Annotated in this window: 12 protein-coding genes; 5 read left to right on the forward strand and 7 right to left on the reverse strand. The window is 70.0% G+C overall.

Annotation, left to right across the window (positions count from 1 at the left end; translation table 11 throughout):
• Window positions 1–19 precede the first annotated feature (19 nt).
• Window positions 20–1,618, reverse strand: coding sequence for an OpgD/OpgG family glucan biosynthesis protein (locus AC07XP_RS03195; RefSeq protein ID WP_492741566.1), 1,599 nt, complete (start codon window positions 1,616–1,618; stop codon window positions 20–22).
• 240 nt (window positions 1,619–1,858) lie between these two features.
• Here AC07XP_RS03195 and AC07XP_RS03200 point away from each other — a divergent pair, with 240 nt between their 5' ends.
• Window positions 1,859–2,611, forward strand: coding sequence for an alpha/beta fold hydrolase (locus AC07XP_RS03200; protein ID WP_495263775.1), 753 nt, complete (start codon window positions 1,859–1,861; stop codon window positions 2,609–2,611).
• Here AC07XP_RS03200 and AC07XP_RS03205 read toward each other — a convergent pair.
• The 3 genes from AC07XP_RS03205 to AC07XP_RS03215 form a co-directional block, all read right to left on the reverse strand.
• Window positions 2,604–3,647, reverse strand: a complete 1,044-nt coding sequence (locus tag AC07XP_RS03205; protein WP_495263776.1) for an RNA methyltransferase — start codon at window positions 3,645–3,647, stop codon at window positions 2,604–2,606. The two genes, AC07XP_RS03200 and AC07XP_RS03205, sit on opposite strands and share 8 nt — an antisense overlap.
• A 148-nt stretch (window positions 3,648–3,795) precedes the next feature.
• Window positions 3,796–6,831 carry a hypothetical protein gene (locus AC07XP_RS03210; protein WP_495263777.1) on the reverse strand — a complete coding sequence of 1,012 codons (3,036 nt, stop codon included), beginning with the start codon at window positions 6,829–6,831 and terminating at the stop codon, window positions 3,796–3,798.
• A 220-nt stretch (window positions 6,832–7,051) separates the two neighbouring features.
• Complete coding sequence (locus AC07XP_RS03215) at window positions 7,052–7,438, reverse strand: DUF4259 domain-containing protein (protein WP_495263778.1); 387 nt, start codon at window positions 7,436–7,438, stop codon at window positions 7,052–7,054.
• A 330-nt stretch (window positions 7,439–7,768) separates the two neighbouring features.
• Here AC07XP_RS03215 and AC07XP_RS03220 point away from each other — a divergent pair, with 330 nt between their 5' ends.
• Entirely contained in the window at window positions 7,769–8,770 is a 1,002-nt protein-coding gene (locus tag AC07XP_RS03220; RefSeq protein ID WP_157755025.1) for a hypothetical protein, read from the forward strand.
• 44 nt (window positions 8,771–8,814) lie between these two features.
• Entirely contained in the window at window positions 8,815–9,615 is an 801-nt protein-coding gene (locus AC07XP_RS03225) for a DUF1266 domain-containing protein (RefSeq protein WP_495263779.1), read from the forward strand.
• 7 nt (window positions 9,616–9,622) lie between these two features.
• On the opposite strand, the gene AC07XP_RS03230 is transcribed toward AC07XP_RS03225, so the two are convergent.
• Window positions 9,623–10,453 (reverse strand): class I SAM-dependent methyltransferase, encoded by an 831-nt coding sequence (locus tag AC07XP_RS03230; RefSeq protein ID WP_493192631.1) that lies wholly within the window; start codon window positions 10,451–10,453, stop codon window positions 9,623–9,625.
• 56 nt (window positions 10,454–10,509) lie between these two features.
• Window positions 10,510–12,405, reverse strand: a complete 1,896-nt coding sequence (locus AC07XP_RS03235; protein WP_495263780.1) for a sigma-54-dependent Fis family transcriptional regulator — start codon at window positions 12,403–12,405, stop codon at window positions 10,510–10,512.
• 235 nt (window positions 12,406–12,640) lie between these two features.
• Here AC07XP_RS03235 and adh point away from each other — a divergent pair, with 235 nt between their 5' ends.
• Both adh and AC07XP_RS03245 read left to right on the forward strand, forming a co-directional pair.
• Window positions 12,641–14,161: an aldehyde dehydrogenase gene (gene adh, locus AC07XP_RS03240; RefSeq protein ID WP_495263781.1), complete on the forward strand. Its 1,521-nt coding sequence runs from the start codon at window positions 12,641–12,643 to the stop codon at window positions 14,159–14,161.
• Window positions 14,161–14,538 carry a DUF779 domain-containing protein gene (locus AC07XP_RS03245; protein ID WP_095947459.1) on the forward strand — a complete coding sequence of 126 codons (378 nt, stop codon included), beginning with the start codon at window positions 14,161–14,163 and terminating at the stop codon, window positions 14,536–14,538. Before adh ends, AC07XP_RS03245 begins: the two co-directional genes overlap by 1 nt.
• A 15-nt stretch (window positions 14,539–14,553) precedes the next feature.
• Here the strand turns inward: AC07XP_RS03245 and AC07XP_RS03250 are convergent, their stop codons facing one another.
• Complete coding sequence (locus AC07XP_RS03250; protein ID WP_495263782.1) at window positions 14,554–15,471, reverse strand: LysR family transcriptional regulator; 918 nt, start codon at window positions 15,469–15,471, stop codon at window positions 14,554–14,556.
• Window positions 15,472–15,567: the final 96 nt, after the last annotated feature.

Below are 15,567 nucleotides of genomic sequence, written 5' to 3' on the forward strand. Positions count from 1 at the left end.
AAGATGCAGCCGTTCTCGCTCACCCCGGCTGGTACTGGTACAGCCAGGTCTCCGTCAACGTCTGATCCCCGTTCTTCAGATACAGCCGCATGTCGACCGGCTCCGTGCCTTCGGGCGTGAAGTCGAACTGCGCGCGCCAGTGGCCCGGCACGCCGTTGGGCACGGCTTCGGCGAAGACGTAGGAGAACTTGCCGCGCGGCGCGGTGAGCACCAGTTCGGGCTTGACGCCGAAGGGCACGGTGGTGAGCGGCTGTCCGATGAACTCCACCATGAATTTGCGCACGCCTTGCGGGCGCGGCTGGCCCGGTTGGCCGCCGCGGCCGATGCGGGTGGCGACGCAGCGCGCGAGCGGTGATGGAAAGGGCTCCTGGTCGGTCCAGTGCAGCCGGTACTGCAGGCTGTAGCTCGCGCCTGCCTTGGCATCGGCCTTGGGCACCCAGAAGGCGACGGTGTTGTCGTGGATCTCGTCGTCGGTCGGGATCTCGATGAGCTGTACCGAGCCTTCGCCCCAGTCGCCCAGCGGTTCGATCCACAGGCTGGGGCGCTTCTCGTAGTTGACGCCGTCCTGGTAGTGGTCGAAGTTGCGGTCGCGCTGCAGCAGGCCGAAGCCGCGCGGCCGGGTGTCGGCGAAGGCGGAGGCGCGGGTCTGCGTGGGGTTGTTGAGCGGTCGCCAGATGCGCTCGCCCGCGCCGTTCCAGATCGCGAGGCCGTCGGAGTCGTGCACCTCGGGGCGCCAGTCGATGGCGGTGGGCTTGATGGTTTCCGAGTACCAGTACATCGACGTGAGCGGCACCAGGCCCAGGCGCGACACGTCGCGGCGCAGGAATACGCGCGCGTCGATGTCCATGATCACGGCCTTGCCGCGCTGCATGACGAACTTGAACACGCCCGTGACGCTCGGCCCCTCGAGCAGCGCGTAGACGGTCATCGAGGTGGTGTTGCCCGCAGCGGGTGTCTCGAAATAGAAGCGCGTGAAGTTCGGAAACTCCTCGGGCTTGTCGGGCACCGCGACGTCGAGCGCGATGCCGCGCGCCGACAGGCCGTATTGGTAGAGCTCGCCGATGGCGCGGAAGTACGAGGCGCCAAGAAAGGCGACCCAGTCGTTCTTCTGCCAGTCGAGCTTGCTTTGATCGCCCAAGCGGCTTTCCTGCAGGCGGAAGCCTGCGAACCCGGCGCCCTCGGGCAGCGCGCGCGCGGGGCTGTCGGGGGGCATCGAGAAGTACGTGGGGCTGTAGAGCACCTCGCGCGCAAAGCTGTCGCCGCCGGCGGTCTCCAGCACGTGCATGCGCACCGGGGTCTGGAAGAAGCGGCCGAGGTGGAAGAACGTGACGGGAAACGCGCCGGGCCCGTCGCGGAAGAGGGCGTTGGCGGGGTCGAAGCGGATCTTGCCGTGCGCGTCGTAGTCGATGCGCTCCAGCACCTGCGGCGCCAGCGGCGCGGCGGCGGTGTAGGGGCGGGTCGCGAGGCGCTTGGCCTGTGCGACGAGCGCATCGAAGGAGAAGGGCGCCGGCTGGCTCAGTTGCAGGCCGTTGGCGGCCAGCGCCTCTTCGGGCAGTCCCAGGGCAGCGAGTGCGGCGGCGGCACTGCCGGCGGCGAGGAAGGATCGGCGATCAAGCATGGGTTCTTGAGGGGCGGCGAAAGCCTTTGGAGGAAAAGGGAAAAGAGAAGCGTCGGGGGGACGGGGGAAAAACAACGCCAAGCATGCCCCGGACCACAGGGTACGGCGCGTCAGCCATTCCGCGCAAACGGGGCCGGACAAGGCCCCGCGCTGTCTTGCGGCAGCGGGTGCCGATCGGGCCCTTTTCGGGGCGTCGCCGGGTATTCTCGCGCCATCGAAAGTGCCAAGGAGACCCCGGACATGTACATCGAACAAGGCGGCGAAGGCCCGGACCTGCTGGTGCTGCTGCACGGCATGGGCGCGACAGGCGCGGTGTGGTCGCCGCTGTGCGCACAGGCCGGCGCGCGATGGCGCGGCCGCTGGCTTGCGCTCGACCTGCCCGGGCACGGCGCATCGGACCGGCAGGCTTCCTACGCCATCGGCCAGCACGCCGCCACCGTGGCGCGTGCGGTGCTGCCGCATCTGCAGCCCGAAGGCCGGCTCGTGGTGCTCGGCCATTCGCTGGGCGGGGTGATCGGCCTAGCGCTCGCGACGGGATGGTTCGGCGTTGCGCCGCACGCGGTGTTCGCGGCGGGCATCAAGGTCGCATGGAGCGATGAAGAGGTCCGCCGCATGGAGACGCTGGCGACGCAGCCCGCCAAGCGTTTCGCGACGGAAGAGGAGGCGAAAGACCGCTACCTGAAGGTCTCCGGCCTGGCGGCGATCGCCGAAGCGACAGCGCTCGTCGTGGCACGCGGCGTGACGAAAGATGACGAGGGTTGGCGCCTCGCGATGGACCCGCGCGCCAATGCCGTGGGCAAGCCGCCGCTGTCCGAACTGGTCGGCCTGGCGCGCTGCCCGGTTCATCTCGGCCAGGGCCGGCACGACGCGCTGGTGACGATGGAGCAGACCCGCTCCCTCGACCCCGACGCTCGCGACCTCGGCCCGCATGGCCACAACGTGATGGTCGAGGCGCCCGGCGCGGTGTGGGACTGGATGGCCTCGCTCAGCTGAGCCGCTCGTCGGCGCGGCGGATCGGCACCGTCACCCGCACCTCGGCCGCGCGCGCCCGCAGCTGGCCGCAGCCGCCGTCGACGTCCTGGCCGGCCGAATAGCGCAGCTTCGTGAGGATGCCGCGTTCGTGCAGCGTACGGGCCATCTGCTCGCAGCGCTCGCGCGACGGGCGGCCGAAGGCCACGCCGTCCACCGTGTTGAACGGGATCATGTTCAGCACGCCGTACTTGCCGGAGAGCAGCCGCACGATGCCCTCGACTTCCTCGGGCCCGTCATTCACGCCTTCGAGCAGCGTCCACTGGTACTGGATGGGGTAGCCGGTGGCGCGGGCGTAGTGCTCGCCCGCGTCAATGAGGGCTTCGGGCGTCAGGTTCGGCGCGCGCGGCAGGAGCTTCTTGCGCAGCTCGGCATTGGTCGTGTGCAGCGAGAGCGCCAGCGCGGGCCGCACGCGCGCTTGCAGCAGCCGTTCGAACACGCGCGGATCGCCCACGGTGGAGAACACCAGGTTCTTGTGGCCGATGTTGCCGACCGTGCCGAGCAGCTCGATGGCCTCGATCACGTTGTCCAGGTTGTGCGCCGGTTCGCCCATGCCCATGAACACCACCTTGCGCACCGGCCGGCGCAGGCGCGCGAGGGCGACCTGCGCAATGATCTCGGCGCTCTCGACCTGGCGCAGCAGGCCGTCGCGGCCCGTCATGCAGAACTGGCACCCGACGGCGCAGCCGACCTGCGACGACACGCACAGCCCGTCGCGCGGCAGCAGCACGCTTTCCACCGTTTGGCCATCGGCCAGCGCGACGAGGAGCCGCTCGGAGCCGTCGGCGCCAGGGTGAACCGCATGGATGCGCGCCAGGCCCGCCAGTTCGGCTTCGATGGCCGGCAGGGCCTCCATCAGCGACGACGGGAAGAAGGTGGCCGGCAGGCGCCTGCCGCTGTTGCGCGGCAGCGCATGCGACCACAGCCGCAGGATGCGCTGCTCGTGGCTGGGGCCGGCCCCGGCCTCGCGGAGTCGTCGTTTCAGTTCGTGGATTCGCATGCGCGGCGTGGGGCAAAGGGGCTCGGGGGAGCGCCAATTGTGCACGGCAGGCATGCGAAGGCGCGGCGCGCCGGAGCGGGCGCCGCGCCTGCGGTGCGTGAGAAAGCGTGTGAAGGGGAGGGCCGTTGCCGGCCGCTCCCGCCTTCGGTCAGCCCAGCAGGCCGTGCAGGATGTTCGTCACGGGCGCCAGCGCGGAGCCTGTGCCGCTGTGGTCAAGCAGGCTGGTGATCGGGGCCACGACCTCACACACCAGCGGCGTGACCGCGTGCTCGACGGTGTTCACCACCTCGGCGACCACCGGGGCAACTGCCGAGCTGGCGCCGGCCAGGATGTCGGCCGCGGGCACCGCGGCGCCGGATGCGGCTTGCGTGGCCTCGGCCACGACCGGTGCCACGGCATCGCTTGCATGGCAGAGCACCGACGACACCGGCTCCAGGATGTCCGCGACGGGGCTCTTGCCTCCGAGCAAGCCGCCGAGCAGGCTGCCCACGAGGCCGTCTTCGCCGACGATGCCGCCGAGCAAGCCGCCTTCGCCGCCACCGAGGACGCCGCCCAGCAGACCACCGTCGCCACCGAGGACGCCGCCCAGCAGGCCGTCGTCACCGAGCACGCCGCCAAGCAGACCACCGTCGCCGCCGAGAACGCCACCCAGGAGGCCGTCGTCACCGAGCACGCCGCCGAGCAAACCACCGTCACCGCCGAGGACGCCGCCCAGGAGACCGTCGTCACCCAGCACACTGCCGAGCAGACCGCCGTCACCGCCGAGGACGCCACCCAGGAGGCCGTCGTCACCGAGCACGCCGCCGAGCAAACCACCGTCGCCACCGAGGACACCACCCAGCAAGCCGTCGTCGCCCAGCAATCCACCGAGCAGACCACCGTCGCCGCCGAGGACACCGCCCAGCAAGCCGTCGTCACCCAGCACGCCGCCAAGCAATCCGCCGTCGCCGCCGCCGAGCAGGCTGCCCAGAAGGCCTTCGTCACCCAGCAAGCCGCCGAGCAGGCCTCCCTCACCACCGAGGACGCCACCCAGCAGGCCGTCGTCACCCAGCACACCGCCGAGCAGGCCACCGTCGCCACCGAGGACGCCGCCCAAGAGGCCGTCGTCGCCGAGCAAGCCACCCAGCAGGCCGCCGTCACCGCCGAGCAGTCCGCCCAACAAACCATCGTCACCCAGCACGCCGCCGAGCAAGCCACCGCCGTCGCCGCCAAGGACGCCATTCAACAGGCCGCCGACCGGGCCTTCCGCACCGAGGATGCCGTCGTCGCCCAGCACACCGCCCAGCAGGCCGTCGTCACCGAGGACGCCACCCAGGAGCCCGTCATCGCCCACCAGGCCGCCGAGCAAGCCGTCTTCGCCGCCGAGCAGGCCGGCCAGCGGGGTCGCGTTCAGCAGGGAGCCGACCGCGCCATCGGGGCCGAGCAGGCTGTCCACGAGCCCGTCGCCACCGAGCAGTCCGCCGGTGAGGCCCTCGCTGCCGAGCAGGCCGGACAGCGCGCCGTCGCCGCCGAGCACGCCGCCCAGGATGCCTTCGTCACCGAGGAGGCCGTTGACCAGGCCGTCGTCGCCCAGCACGCCGCCAAGCAGGCCGCCCTCGCCGCCGAGGACGCCACCCAGCAGGCCATCGTCACCCAGGACGCCCCCGAGCAAGCCGCCTTCGCCACCGAGGACACCGCCCAGCAAGCCGTCGTCGCCCAGCACGCCGCCGAGCAGACCCCCATCGCCACCGAGCAGGCCGCCCAACAGGCCGTCGTCACCCAGCACGCCGCCCAGCAAGCCGCCTTCGCCGCCGAGGACGCCACCCAGCAAACCGCCATCGCCCAGCACGCCACCGAGCAGCCCGTCATCCCCCAGCAACTGCCCGATCAATCCGTCTTCGCCGAGCACGCTGCCCAGCAGGCTGCCGTCACCCAGCAGCCCTTCGAGCACCTGGCCGACGACACCGTCCGTGCCGAGCAGGTCGTCCACGAGGCCGTCCAGGCCCAGCGGGGTGGTGATGCCGCCGAGCAGGCCTTCGCTGCCCAGCACGTTCTCCAGCGCATTGCCCAGCGCGTCGGTCAGGTAGTCGACCTGGCCGATCAGCGAGCCGACGAGGGCGTCGGTCAGGCCTTCGCCGAGCAGGCCGTCGACCACGGGGGTCAGCACGCCGCCCACGTGAACGGCAATGTTTTCGACCGCGTTGTCCACCGGCTCGAACTCGTTGGGATCGTTGGGCTTGAACTCCTCGCCGGTGACCGGCGAGAGCAGGTCGTCGACCAGGTCGGTGAGGCCGTCGGCCACGGGCATCAGCGAGGCCAGCGTGCCCGACGAGCCGGAGGCGCTGCGCACGTTGGTCGCACCGCCGCCCAGGCCGAGCGCGTTGTCGAGGGCGCCCAGCAGGTGCCCGGCGAGGCCGTCGCCCGGATCGAGCAGGTGGTCTGCGTCGGCATCGGCATCCGCGTCCGAATCGGCGTCCGCATCAGCGTCGGCGTCTGCATCCGAATCCGCGTCGGCGTCCGAATCGGCATCGGCATCGGCGTCCGCATCCGAGTCGGAGTCGGCGTCTGCATCGGCATCCGAATCGGCATCCGCGTCGCTGTCGCCGATGCCTGAGACGAACAGCGGGAACCCGCCGCCGTCGCCGCCACCACCGCCGCTCAGCGCGGCGCCCAGGCCGATGGCGCCCAGCGCGCCGAGTGCGAATTCACCCAGGCCGATGCCGCTGCCGGCCGCGGTCTTCTTGCTCACGGCGAGCGCCGCGGCTTCCGCGTCGCTGTCGGGCGAGGTGACATCGAGGTTGCCGGCGGCCACGTCGACGTTCACCTGCTCCAGGCCGCTGGACAGCTTGGTCGAGGTGATGGTGGCGTCGGTGCCGCCCGCGAACACACCGGCCAGCGGCGCCTTGTTGGTGGCCGAGCCGGGGAAGAGCACGTTGGCTTGGCCGCCGTCGGGCACGATCACCCGGTCGCCGGCGATGAGGGTCTGGTTGCCGTCCACCGGCATGCGAAATCCGTCGCGCATGACGACCGTGCCGGGCGTGGCGTTGGACAGGGTGCCCAGGCTGGTCGGCCCGGCGGGCGCGGCCATGGGGGCGCCCGATCCGACGGGGCCCAGGGGGGTGACGCTGGCCTGTGCAAGCACCACGGGGGCGCCGCTTTCGGCGGCGGCGGGGATCGAAGCGATCGGCGATACGGTGGTGGTCATGCGGCCTCCTCGTCAAATAAATGACTACAGAGGGCAACATGCGTGCCGCCTTCGACTTCGGCCGTCAACGACGGACCGAAAACACCGTATCCCGTTGATTCGAAACGATTTTTGTGCGAATGGCCCTGTCAGGCCCGTGGTGCAAAACGGGCAGCTGTCGCCACTCGTTACGTAACACGGCGCGCGCTTTGGCCGGAACGCCGGGCGCGTTCAGCGCGGTTCAGCCGCGCAGCCGGACCTGCAGGCTCTTCAGGTTGGCCAGCCACGCAAGGTAGTCCTCGTCGTCCTCGCCCAGCTCGGCCCAAGTGTCGTGCCCGTCCGCCTCGGGGTCGTCGAGGATGGCCTGCAGCGCGTCGGCGGCGGCATGGCGCAGGTCGGTGGGCGGCGCGGCCTTGCCGGCGCACCAGTCGACGGCGTCCGGGTGCACGTCGGCGCTGCCCTGGCCGGCGAGCAGCGCCAGCACTTCGGCCGCGGCGACGGTGCCTTCGGTCGAACCTGAATCCAGCGTCTCGCGGATGAAGGCGAGCGCGTCATCGGCTTCCTGCAGTTCCGCCAGCCAATCGAGTGCCTCGTCGTTGCCGAAGCCTGCTGTCGACCATGTACCCATTCGTTTGACTCCCGTGTGTGGCGCATCACAGAGTGGCCACGGTTTGAAGATGCGGTGATGCTAGCGGCGCTAATTTCGTGATCGCGCGCCCTCGCAGAATTCGTCAGAATGCCAGGCGACGCTTCCCAGTAGCATGGCCGCGCCCCTGACATGGGGGCGCGTGATCATCCAGTCCGTGAGCCGCCGGGGAACACTTCCCTTGGGCCGGCGTTGCGGCGGTGTCCTTCCAGGACACGCCGCGGTCACGGCCGATCTGCCGTGCATGGCCCACGGAAGCAGATGCCGGGCCGCTTACCCATTCACAACCACGGTTTCAGGGAGAGATTCAGCATGTCATTCGTTTTTTCGTCGTTCACCGATCACCTGGGCGCGTTGCCGCCCGAACGCGCGCGCCACGGCGATGCCTTGCGCGCACGCGTGCAGCAACAGGTGCAGGCACCGTTGCATGCCGACCTGTCGGCCTTTTCCTTCCTGCCCGACCAGGCAGACCACCCCGACCACGAAGACGCACCGCAGGTGTTCGCGCAGGCGGTCGAGCAGATGTACCTGCCCAGGCCGTGGCTGGGCGACGAGATTCCGCTCTTCTTCCTCGGCTACCACGCCATGAACCGGCTCAGCGGCAAGCGCACCTCGCAAGGCCTGCTGCTGACCGACCAGGCCGTGTACGTGCAGGACGACTTCACCGTGCTGTCGGCCGCACCGCCACCGGCGCAGGGCCATGCCCTGCCTGCGCGCGCCGACGATGCGCCTTCGTTCGTCTCGACGCTGCTCGCGCGCTTCAAGGCGTGGAAAGACTGGTCCGGCGTGGCCGACGCGCCCGAGCCGGTGCTGCTCAAACGCTGCGGCGAGCTGCTGGCGCCGACGGTCGCGGCGGTGCTCGCGTACCACGCGGAAAACGGCAGCCAGCGGCAGGCGCAGCAGCGCGTCTGGACGCTGGCCGAGCTGGTGGCCGACCACGGCGCAGTCGACACCTTGCTCGACCCCGCCAACCCGAAGCTGGCCAAGAAGCTGGGCAAGGTGACGGACAAGTTCCAGATTCCCGCGGGCGAGACGCTGCAGTTCGCGCTGGCCGACTTTCCGCTGTTCGGCGGCCCCTACGGCGTGGCGCTCACCGCGCAGGCGCTGTACGGCAAGGACCTGATGGAGTCGCCGCTGCGCATCGCGCTGGAGCGGGTGGAGGTGCGGGCGTTGCAGATCGGGGAGAAGGGCGACCAGCTGCTGACCGGCTCGACCCCGCCGATGGCGCTGCCCGCGCACATGAAGGAATCGCTGCGCGCACCCTTCCTCGCGTTTCTGCAGCAGGAGGTTGTGCGCCTGCAATCGAAGGCCTGATCGATCCGCCCGCGCACCATTCAACAAATTTCGGGGGAGTTTTCATGGGGTTCAAGGACACGCTCGCGCACGCGATGCTCGACAACGACAAGCTCAAGTTCGACACCGCCGCGCCCGCGCTTTCCGCGCAGGAGCAATGGCTGGTCACGCTGAGCACGCCGCTGTCGGCCTTCAACGGCGACTGCGTGAACGCGGTGCTCACCGGCAAGGACAACGACACCCTGCGCGAAGGCATCGCGCAGGTGTGGAACGTGAGCGACCGCGCGAGCTTCGAGCAGACCGCGCGCTGGCTGACCGAGGAAGGGCAGCGCGCGAAGTACCTGCCGGCCTGGAAGGCCATCGGTGCAATCGATGCGGCGGTGCAATCCACGCCCGGCGTGCTGCGCCTGGTCATGGACGCGTGGTTTCCCGCGTTCTTCCAGATCAAGGCGCGCGAGCACCTGGACATGCGGGCGCTGTCCGCGCAGACCGGGCACTCGAGCGCCGAGCTGAGCCAGCTGATGACCGGCAGCCAGAGCTGGGTCCAGGCCCTGCGCAAGCACTTCGGCGTGGCGCCGGATCAGCTGACGAACCTCGTGGCCTGGGACGCGGTGCGCCTGGCCAACCTGTCGCGCTGGGCCGTGCAGCTGGGCTTCATCGACCGCGCGGAGTTCGCGGACTTTGCGGGCGGCCTGGCATCGCAGGTGCGCGCGGCCTATGCCAACTGGTCGCAGGTGAGCGCCGCGTACATCGCGGCGGGCCTGATCTGGCAGTACTCCGATGCGCGTGAAGAGCACCTGCTGCGCACCAACCGCCTGCTGTTGAGCGACACGCGCAGCCCGTGGCGCAGCGTGCCTTTCGCCTGACGCAGCCCTAGTCCTTCGCCCTCAGCGCGTACACCGCATAGATCGGCACGCCGAGAAAGAACAGCACCATCGGCGCGAACAGCGTGTAGGGCCAGCCGATGCCTTCCATCACGCGGTAGGTGCCGTCCAGGTGCAGGCGCGGATGGGGCTGCGTGAGGTCTTCGTACCGGCGCAGGCCCCACTGGAACTCCGCGCCGGTCGCGCGCACCGAAGGGTGCTGGCGCGCGCGGCCCACGGCCAGCCAGCACATCGCGTCGAAGGCCAGCACCGAACCCGCAGGCGCGCGCTCGCCGAAGGTGGTGAACACGGCGTTCACCTGCTCGGGCGTGAGGTACATCAGCACGCCCTCGGTGAACAGGAAGACCGGCTGCGCCTGGCGCTTGCGCGGCAGGCCGAGCTGCTCCCACCAGCCGGGCGCCGTGAGGTCGAGTTCGCGCAGGTCGTGGCGCGGATGCGTTTCGGGCAGCAGCTCGCGGCGCAGGGCCAGCACCTCGGGCAGGTCGGCGTCGGTCATGCGCGACTTGCCGTCGTCCAGCCATTGGAAGTAGTGGCTCAGGCCGCAGCCCAGGTTCACGACGCGCGCGCCCGGGTGCAGCTTGAGGAAGTCCTGCGCCAGGCTGCGAAAGCGCCGCGTGCGCGCGAGGATGCCGTAGATGGTCGTGCGGTCGTCAGGCAGGGCGTGGTCGTCGTCGCGGATCTGCTCCAGGATGCCGGCGGCGTAGGCGTCGCGCACGGCCATCTGCGGAAAGAGCGCATCGCCCGAAGCCCGCGCGGCCAGCGGAATTCGCAAGGTGGACGGCACGGCCGAGAGCTTGCGCGCGGATTTGCCGGTGGTCATGAATGCGGGGGCAGGGCCATGCGCAAAGTCTGGCCGCTCCCGTGCGTGCGGGCAAGTCAGTCTTTGGTGTTGCCCGCGGGCGGGCGCTGGCGCGCGAGGTGGCGGTACACGGTGCTGCGGTGAACGCCGAGCCGGCGGGCCGCGCGCGCCACGTCGTGGTCGCAGGCGCGCAGGGCTTCGTCGATGGCGTGGCGCGTGATGGTCTGCAGCGGTGCGTTGGGTTGCGACAGTGTGGCTTCGCTGACGTCGGCAACGGGTGCGGCGTCTTGCAGGTGCGCGGGCAGCGCATCGGCCGTCACCGCATCGCCCGGGTCGGCCAGCGCCACGAGCGCGCGCAGCACGCTGCGCAGCTCGCGCACGTTGCCGGGCCAGCGGTAGGCGGCCAGGCGTTCGAGCGCATCGTTCTCCAGGCACAGGTGCTTGGCGGCGCCGCCCGATTCGAGGAACAGCCGCGCGATCAGCGCGCGACGGTCGGCACGCTCGTGCAGCGCGGGCAGGGCGACGGTGAAGCCGGCCACGCGGTACATCAGGTCGGCGCGAAAGCGCCCCGCCTCGACCAGCGCGGGCAGGCCGGCGTGCGTGGCGCAAATCAAATCGAAATCGACCGCCACGCCCTGGCCGCCGCCCAGCGGCGTGACCACGCGCCCTTCGAGCACGCGCAGCAGGCGCGTCTGCAGCGCGAGCGGGATCTCGGCGATCTCGTCGAGAAACAGCACCCCGCCGTGCGCTTCGCGGATGCGACCCGGCATGCCCTTGCGGCGCGCGCCGGTGAAGGCGCCTTCTTCGTAGCCGAACAGTTCGGCCTCGATCAGCGTCTCGGGCAGCGAGGCGCAATCGACCGCCACGAACGGGCCCGCGCTGCGGCGGCTGGCGGCGTGCAGGCGGCGTGAGAACACCTCCTTGCCGCTGCCGGTTTCGCCATTCACCAGCACCGGCACGCCTTCGTTGAGCACGCGCACGGCGCGCGCCAGCAATGGGCGCACCACGTCGTCGTTGTCGACGGGGGCGGCGTTCGCGGTCATCACCTGCCGCGCGCCACCGGAGCGGCCCGTGCCGCTGTTCGCCGTGCCCGTGCGCTCCATGACCGTCGCGATCTGCCGTCCGCCCGGCAGCGTGAGCAGGCTGCGCCGGTGCTCCATGCGCGGCCACTGCGCGCCCAGGAATTCTTCGGCATCGAGGTCGAGCAGGCCCTCCCACGTGCGCCCGAACAGGTCGAGCGCCACGCGGTTGGCGGCCACGATGCGCCCGCCCTCGATCACCATCAGCCCTTCGCGCGCGGTGCCGATCAGCGCCGGCCGCGCATGGAAGCGCAGCACGTGGCCCGAGGCCTCGGCCAGCAGCATGCGGTGCTCGACCTGCTGCGCCGCCATGCGCACCAGGCCCAGGGCATGGTGGTTCACGCGCGCGGTCTCGCCCGAGATGTCGAGCGCGCCGGCCAGCTCGCCGCGTCCGCTGAAGATGGGCGCCGCCGCGCAGCCCAGCCGGCCGTTCTGCGCCAGGTAGTGCTCGCCGCCCAGCACCATCAGCGCCACGCGCTCGGCCAGCGCGGTGCCGATGGCGTTGGTGCCGCGGTGGCTCTCCGACCATTCCACGCCCGGCTGCAGCGCCACGCGCTGGGCCTTGGGCAGGAAGTCGGGGCTGCCGATCTCTTCGAGGATCAGGCCGCTGGCGTCCGACAGCGCGACGATGCAGCCATTGCCCACCGCATGCTCGGCGAGCCCGTCGAGCTCGGGCTGCGCGCAGCTGAGCAGGCGCATCGCCTGCTCGCGGCGCTCGTTGAGCAGCGAAGGCGCCATGGGCGTCGGGTCGATGCAGTGCGGATCGACCGGCCGGCTGCGCTGCCACGAGCGCGAGATGTGCGGCGCGATCCACGGCGCCGGGTCGCGGCCCTGCGCGAAGAACAGCTCACGCGCTTGTGCGACGCTGACCGAGGGGGCGGAAGCTTCACTCATCTTGCGGAACTCCGTGGGCGGGGATTGCCGGCGATTCGCCTTGTGCGACATCGTAGTCGCCGCCGTCGCGCGCATCTGTCGCAGATTGCGAATGGAAACCCTCTGCGCGGGCCGCGCCCCTGTGGCGCGGGGCTTGGGGATTGTCCCGATCCGCGCGGGTATGCCGCTTGCGGTGCCTGTGCGGGCCGCCGCATGTCGCGGTGCCCGTTCACACCTTACCCAACGGAGACAACCCATGGACATGCTCGAACCGGGCAAATTCGGTACCGCAGTGCCTTTCAAGAAGCGCTACGGCAACTACATCGGCGGCGAATGGGTCGCGCCGGTGGAGAACCAGTATTTCGGGAACATCACGCCCGTCACCGGCAAGGTCTTCTGCGAAGTGCCGCGCTCCAGCGCCGCCGACATCGAGCGCGCGCTCGACGCCGCCCACAAGGCCAAGGGCGCCTGGGGCCGCACCTCGACCACCGAGCGCGCCAACATCCTGAACCGCATCGCCGACCGCATGCAGGAAAACCTGGCCATGCTGGCCGCCGCCGAGACCTGGGACAACGGCAAGCCGATCCGCGAGACCATGGCCGCCGACCTGCCGCTGGCCATCGACCACTTCCGCTACTTCGCCTCGTGCGTGCGCTCGCAGGAGGGCGGCATCAGCGAGATCGACCACGAAACCTTCGCGTACCACTTTCACGAACCCATCGGCGTGGTCGGCCAGATCATTCCGTGGAACTTCCCGATCCTCATGGCCGTGTGGAAGCTCGCGCCCGCGCTGGCGGCCGGCAACTGCGTGGTGCTCAAGCCCGCCGAGCAGACGCCGGTGTCGATCCTGGTGCTGCTGGAGGTCATCGGCGACCTGCTGCCGCCGGGCGTGCTCAACGTGGTCAACGGCTTCGGCGTGGAGGCGGGCAAGCCGCTGGCGTCGAGCAACCGCATCGGCAAGATCGCCTTCACCGGCGAGACCACCACGGGCCGGCTGATCTCGCAGTACGCGAGCCAGAACCTCATTCCGGTCACGCTGGAGCTGGGCGGCAAGTCGCCCAACATCTTCTTTGCCGACGTGATGGAGCGCGACGACGCCTTCTTCGACAAGGCGCTCGAAGGCTTCACGATGTTCGCGCTGAACCAGGGCGAGGTCTGCACCTGCCCGAGCCGCGCACTGATCCAGGAATCGATCTACGACCGCTTCATGGAGCGCGCATTGAAGCGCGTGGCCGCCATCAAGCAGGGCAGCCCGCTCGACGCGGCCACCATGATCGGCGCGCAGGCCTCGAGCGAGCAGCTGGAAAAGATCCTGTCGTACCTGGACATCGGCCGGCAGGAGGGCGCGCAGGTGCTCATCGGCGGTGAACGCCAGCAACTCGACGGCGACCTGGCCGACGGCTACTACGTGAAGCCGACCGTGTTCCGCGGCCACAACAAGATGCGCATCTTCCAGGAGGAAATCTTCGGACCGGTCGTGTCGGTCACCACCTTCAAGGACGAGGAAGAAGCGCTGGCGATTGCCAACGACACGCTCTACGGCCTGGGCGCCGGCGTGTGGAGCCGCGACATGAACCGCGCCTTCCGCATGGGCCGCGGCATCCAGGCGGGGCGCGTGTGGACCAACTGCTACCACCAGTACCCGGCGCATGCGGCCTTCGGCGGCTACAAGCAGTCGGGCATCGGACGCGAGAACCACAAGATGATGCTCGACCACTACCAGCAGACCAAGAACCTGCTCGTGAGCTACAGCGAGAACAAGCTGGGTTTCTTCTGATGACCGGCGAGGTCCTGCGCGTCACCGCGACCGACGCGGCGCTCGCGCTCATCGATGACCTCGCCGCACGGCACGGCCCGCTGATGTTCCATCAGTCGGGCGGCTGCTGCGACGGCAGCGCGCCCATGTGCTACGCCCAGGGCGAGTTCATCGTGGGCGACTACGACCGGCTGCTGGGCCGCATCGGCGGCATGCCGTTCTACATCAGCGGGCCGCAGTTCGAGTACTGGCAGCACACGCAGCTGATCATCGACGTGGTGCCGGGGCGCGGCGGGATGTTCTCGCTGGAGGGGCCGCTGGGGGTGCGCTTCCTGACGCGCTCGCGGTTGTTCACGGAGGCGGAGTGGGCGGTGCTCGAGGCCGAGGGGGCGGAGTAGGGCCCCGGCCGGTCGTCAGTGCGACGAGGCGAGCAGCTGCCGCACCAGCAGCTGCGTCGCGGGCGTCAGCGCCGCGCCCGTCTTCGTCGCCATCAGCAGGCGCCGCGTGGCCCAGGCGTCCTTCAGGTGCACCACCTTCAGGTCGAGCGCGGCCACCTGCGCCTTGCAGGCGGCCAGCGGCACCACGCCGATGCCGAGGTTGGCTGCGATCATGTGGCACATCGCATCGAAGCTGCGCACCTGCACGCGCAGCCGCATCGGAATGCCCGCTTGTTCGGCCGCGCGCGAGGTCAGTTCGAGCAGCGAGCTGCTGCGGTTCAGCCCCACGAACTCGTGCGCGAGGCAGGTCTTGAAGTCGACCTGCTTCGCACGCAGGCGAGCCAGCGGGTGCGGCCTGGCGCACAGCACCACGAGCTCGTCGGTCTGAAAGGGCGCGACGTCCAGGCCGTAGGCGGGCGTGTTCTCGGCGAACACGCCCACGTCGGCGAGGCCGTCGACCAGCGCGCGCACGATGTCGCCGCTCAGCTGCTCCTCGACCTCGACGCGGATATCGGGATGCTGTCCGAGGAAGGCCGCCAGCGTGGTCGGCAGGAACTCCGTCAGCGCCGACATGTTGGCCCACAGCCGCACATGGCCGCGCACGCCGCTGGCGTAGTCACCCAGCTCGTTGCTGAACTGCTCGAAGCCCTGGAAGAGGCGCATCGCATGCTGCATCGCCACATGCCCGGCCGGTGTGAGCGCGATGCCCTGGGCGCTGCGTTCGAGCAGCTTGGAGCCCGTGGCGGCTTCGAAGTCGGACAGGCGCCGGCTCGCCGCCGAGAGCGCGAGGTGACACGCTTCCGCGCCCTTGGTGATGCTGCCCGACTGCGCCACGGCGCAGAACAGGCGCAGCGTCACGAAATCGACACGCGCGGGGTTGATGGTGCTGGCCATCGGCGGATTCTAGAGAGCGCGCCAGTGCCGAAAGTCATGCGCATGGGTTAAAAGAATTTTTGACATGTTATGTCGCTGCACCTATAGTGAATCCAT

Source organism: Variovorax sp. GW531-E2 (assembly GCF_059423125.1).

Bases quoted from the DNA above. Each gene is read 5' to 3' on its own strand.
- AC07XP_RS03235 (WP_495263780.1), bottom strand. From the start codon at position 12,405: ATGAGTGAAGCTTCCGCCCCCTCGGTCAGCGTCGCACAAGCGCGTGAG.
- AC07XP_RS03195 (WP_492741566.1), bottom strand. From the start codon at position 1,618: ATGCTTGATCGCCGATCCTTCCTCGCCGCCGGCAGTGCCGCCGCCGCA.
- adh (WP_495263781.1), top strand. From the start codon at position 12,641: ATGGACATGCTCGAACCGGGCAAATTCGGTACCGCAGTGCCTTTCAAG.
- AC07XP_RS03245 (WP_095947459.1), top strand. From the start codon at position 14,161: ATGACCGGCGAGGTCCTGCGCGTCACCGCGACCGACGCGGCGCTCGCG.
- AC07XP_RS03250 (WP_495263782.1), bottom strand. From the start codon at position 15,471: ATGGCCAGCACCATCAACCCCGCGCGTGTCGATTTCGTGACGCTGCGC.
- AC07XP_RS03220 (WP_157755025.1), top strand. From the start codon at position 7,769: ATGTCATTCGTTTTTTCGTCGTTCACCGATCACCTGGGCGCGTTGCCG.
- AC07XP_RS03200 (WP_495263775.1), top strand. From the start codon at position 1,859: ATGTACATCGAACAAGGCGGCGAAGGCCCGGACCTGCTGGTGCTGCTG.
- AC07XP_RS03225 (WP_495263779.1), top strand. From the start codon at position 8,815: ATGGGGTTCAAGGACACGCTCGCGCACGCGATGCTCGACAACGACAAG.
- AC07XP_RS03230 (WP_493192631.1), bottom strand. From the start codon at position 10,453: ATGACCACCGGCAAATCCGCGCGCAAGCTCTCGGCCGTGCCGTCCACC.
- AC07XP_RS03205 (WP_495263776.1), bottom strand. From the start codon at position 3,647: ATGCGAATCCACGAACTGAAACGACGACTCCGCGAGGCCGGGGCCGGC.
- AC07XP_RS03215 (WP_495263778.1), bottom strand. From the start codon at position 7,438: ATGGGTACATGGTCGACAGCAGGCTTCGGCAACGACGAGGCACTCGAT.
- AC07XP_RS03210 (WP_495263777.1), bottom strand. From the start codon at position 6,831: ATGACCACCACCGTATCGCCGATCGCTTCGATCCCCGCCGCCGCCGAA.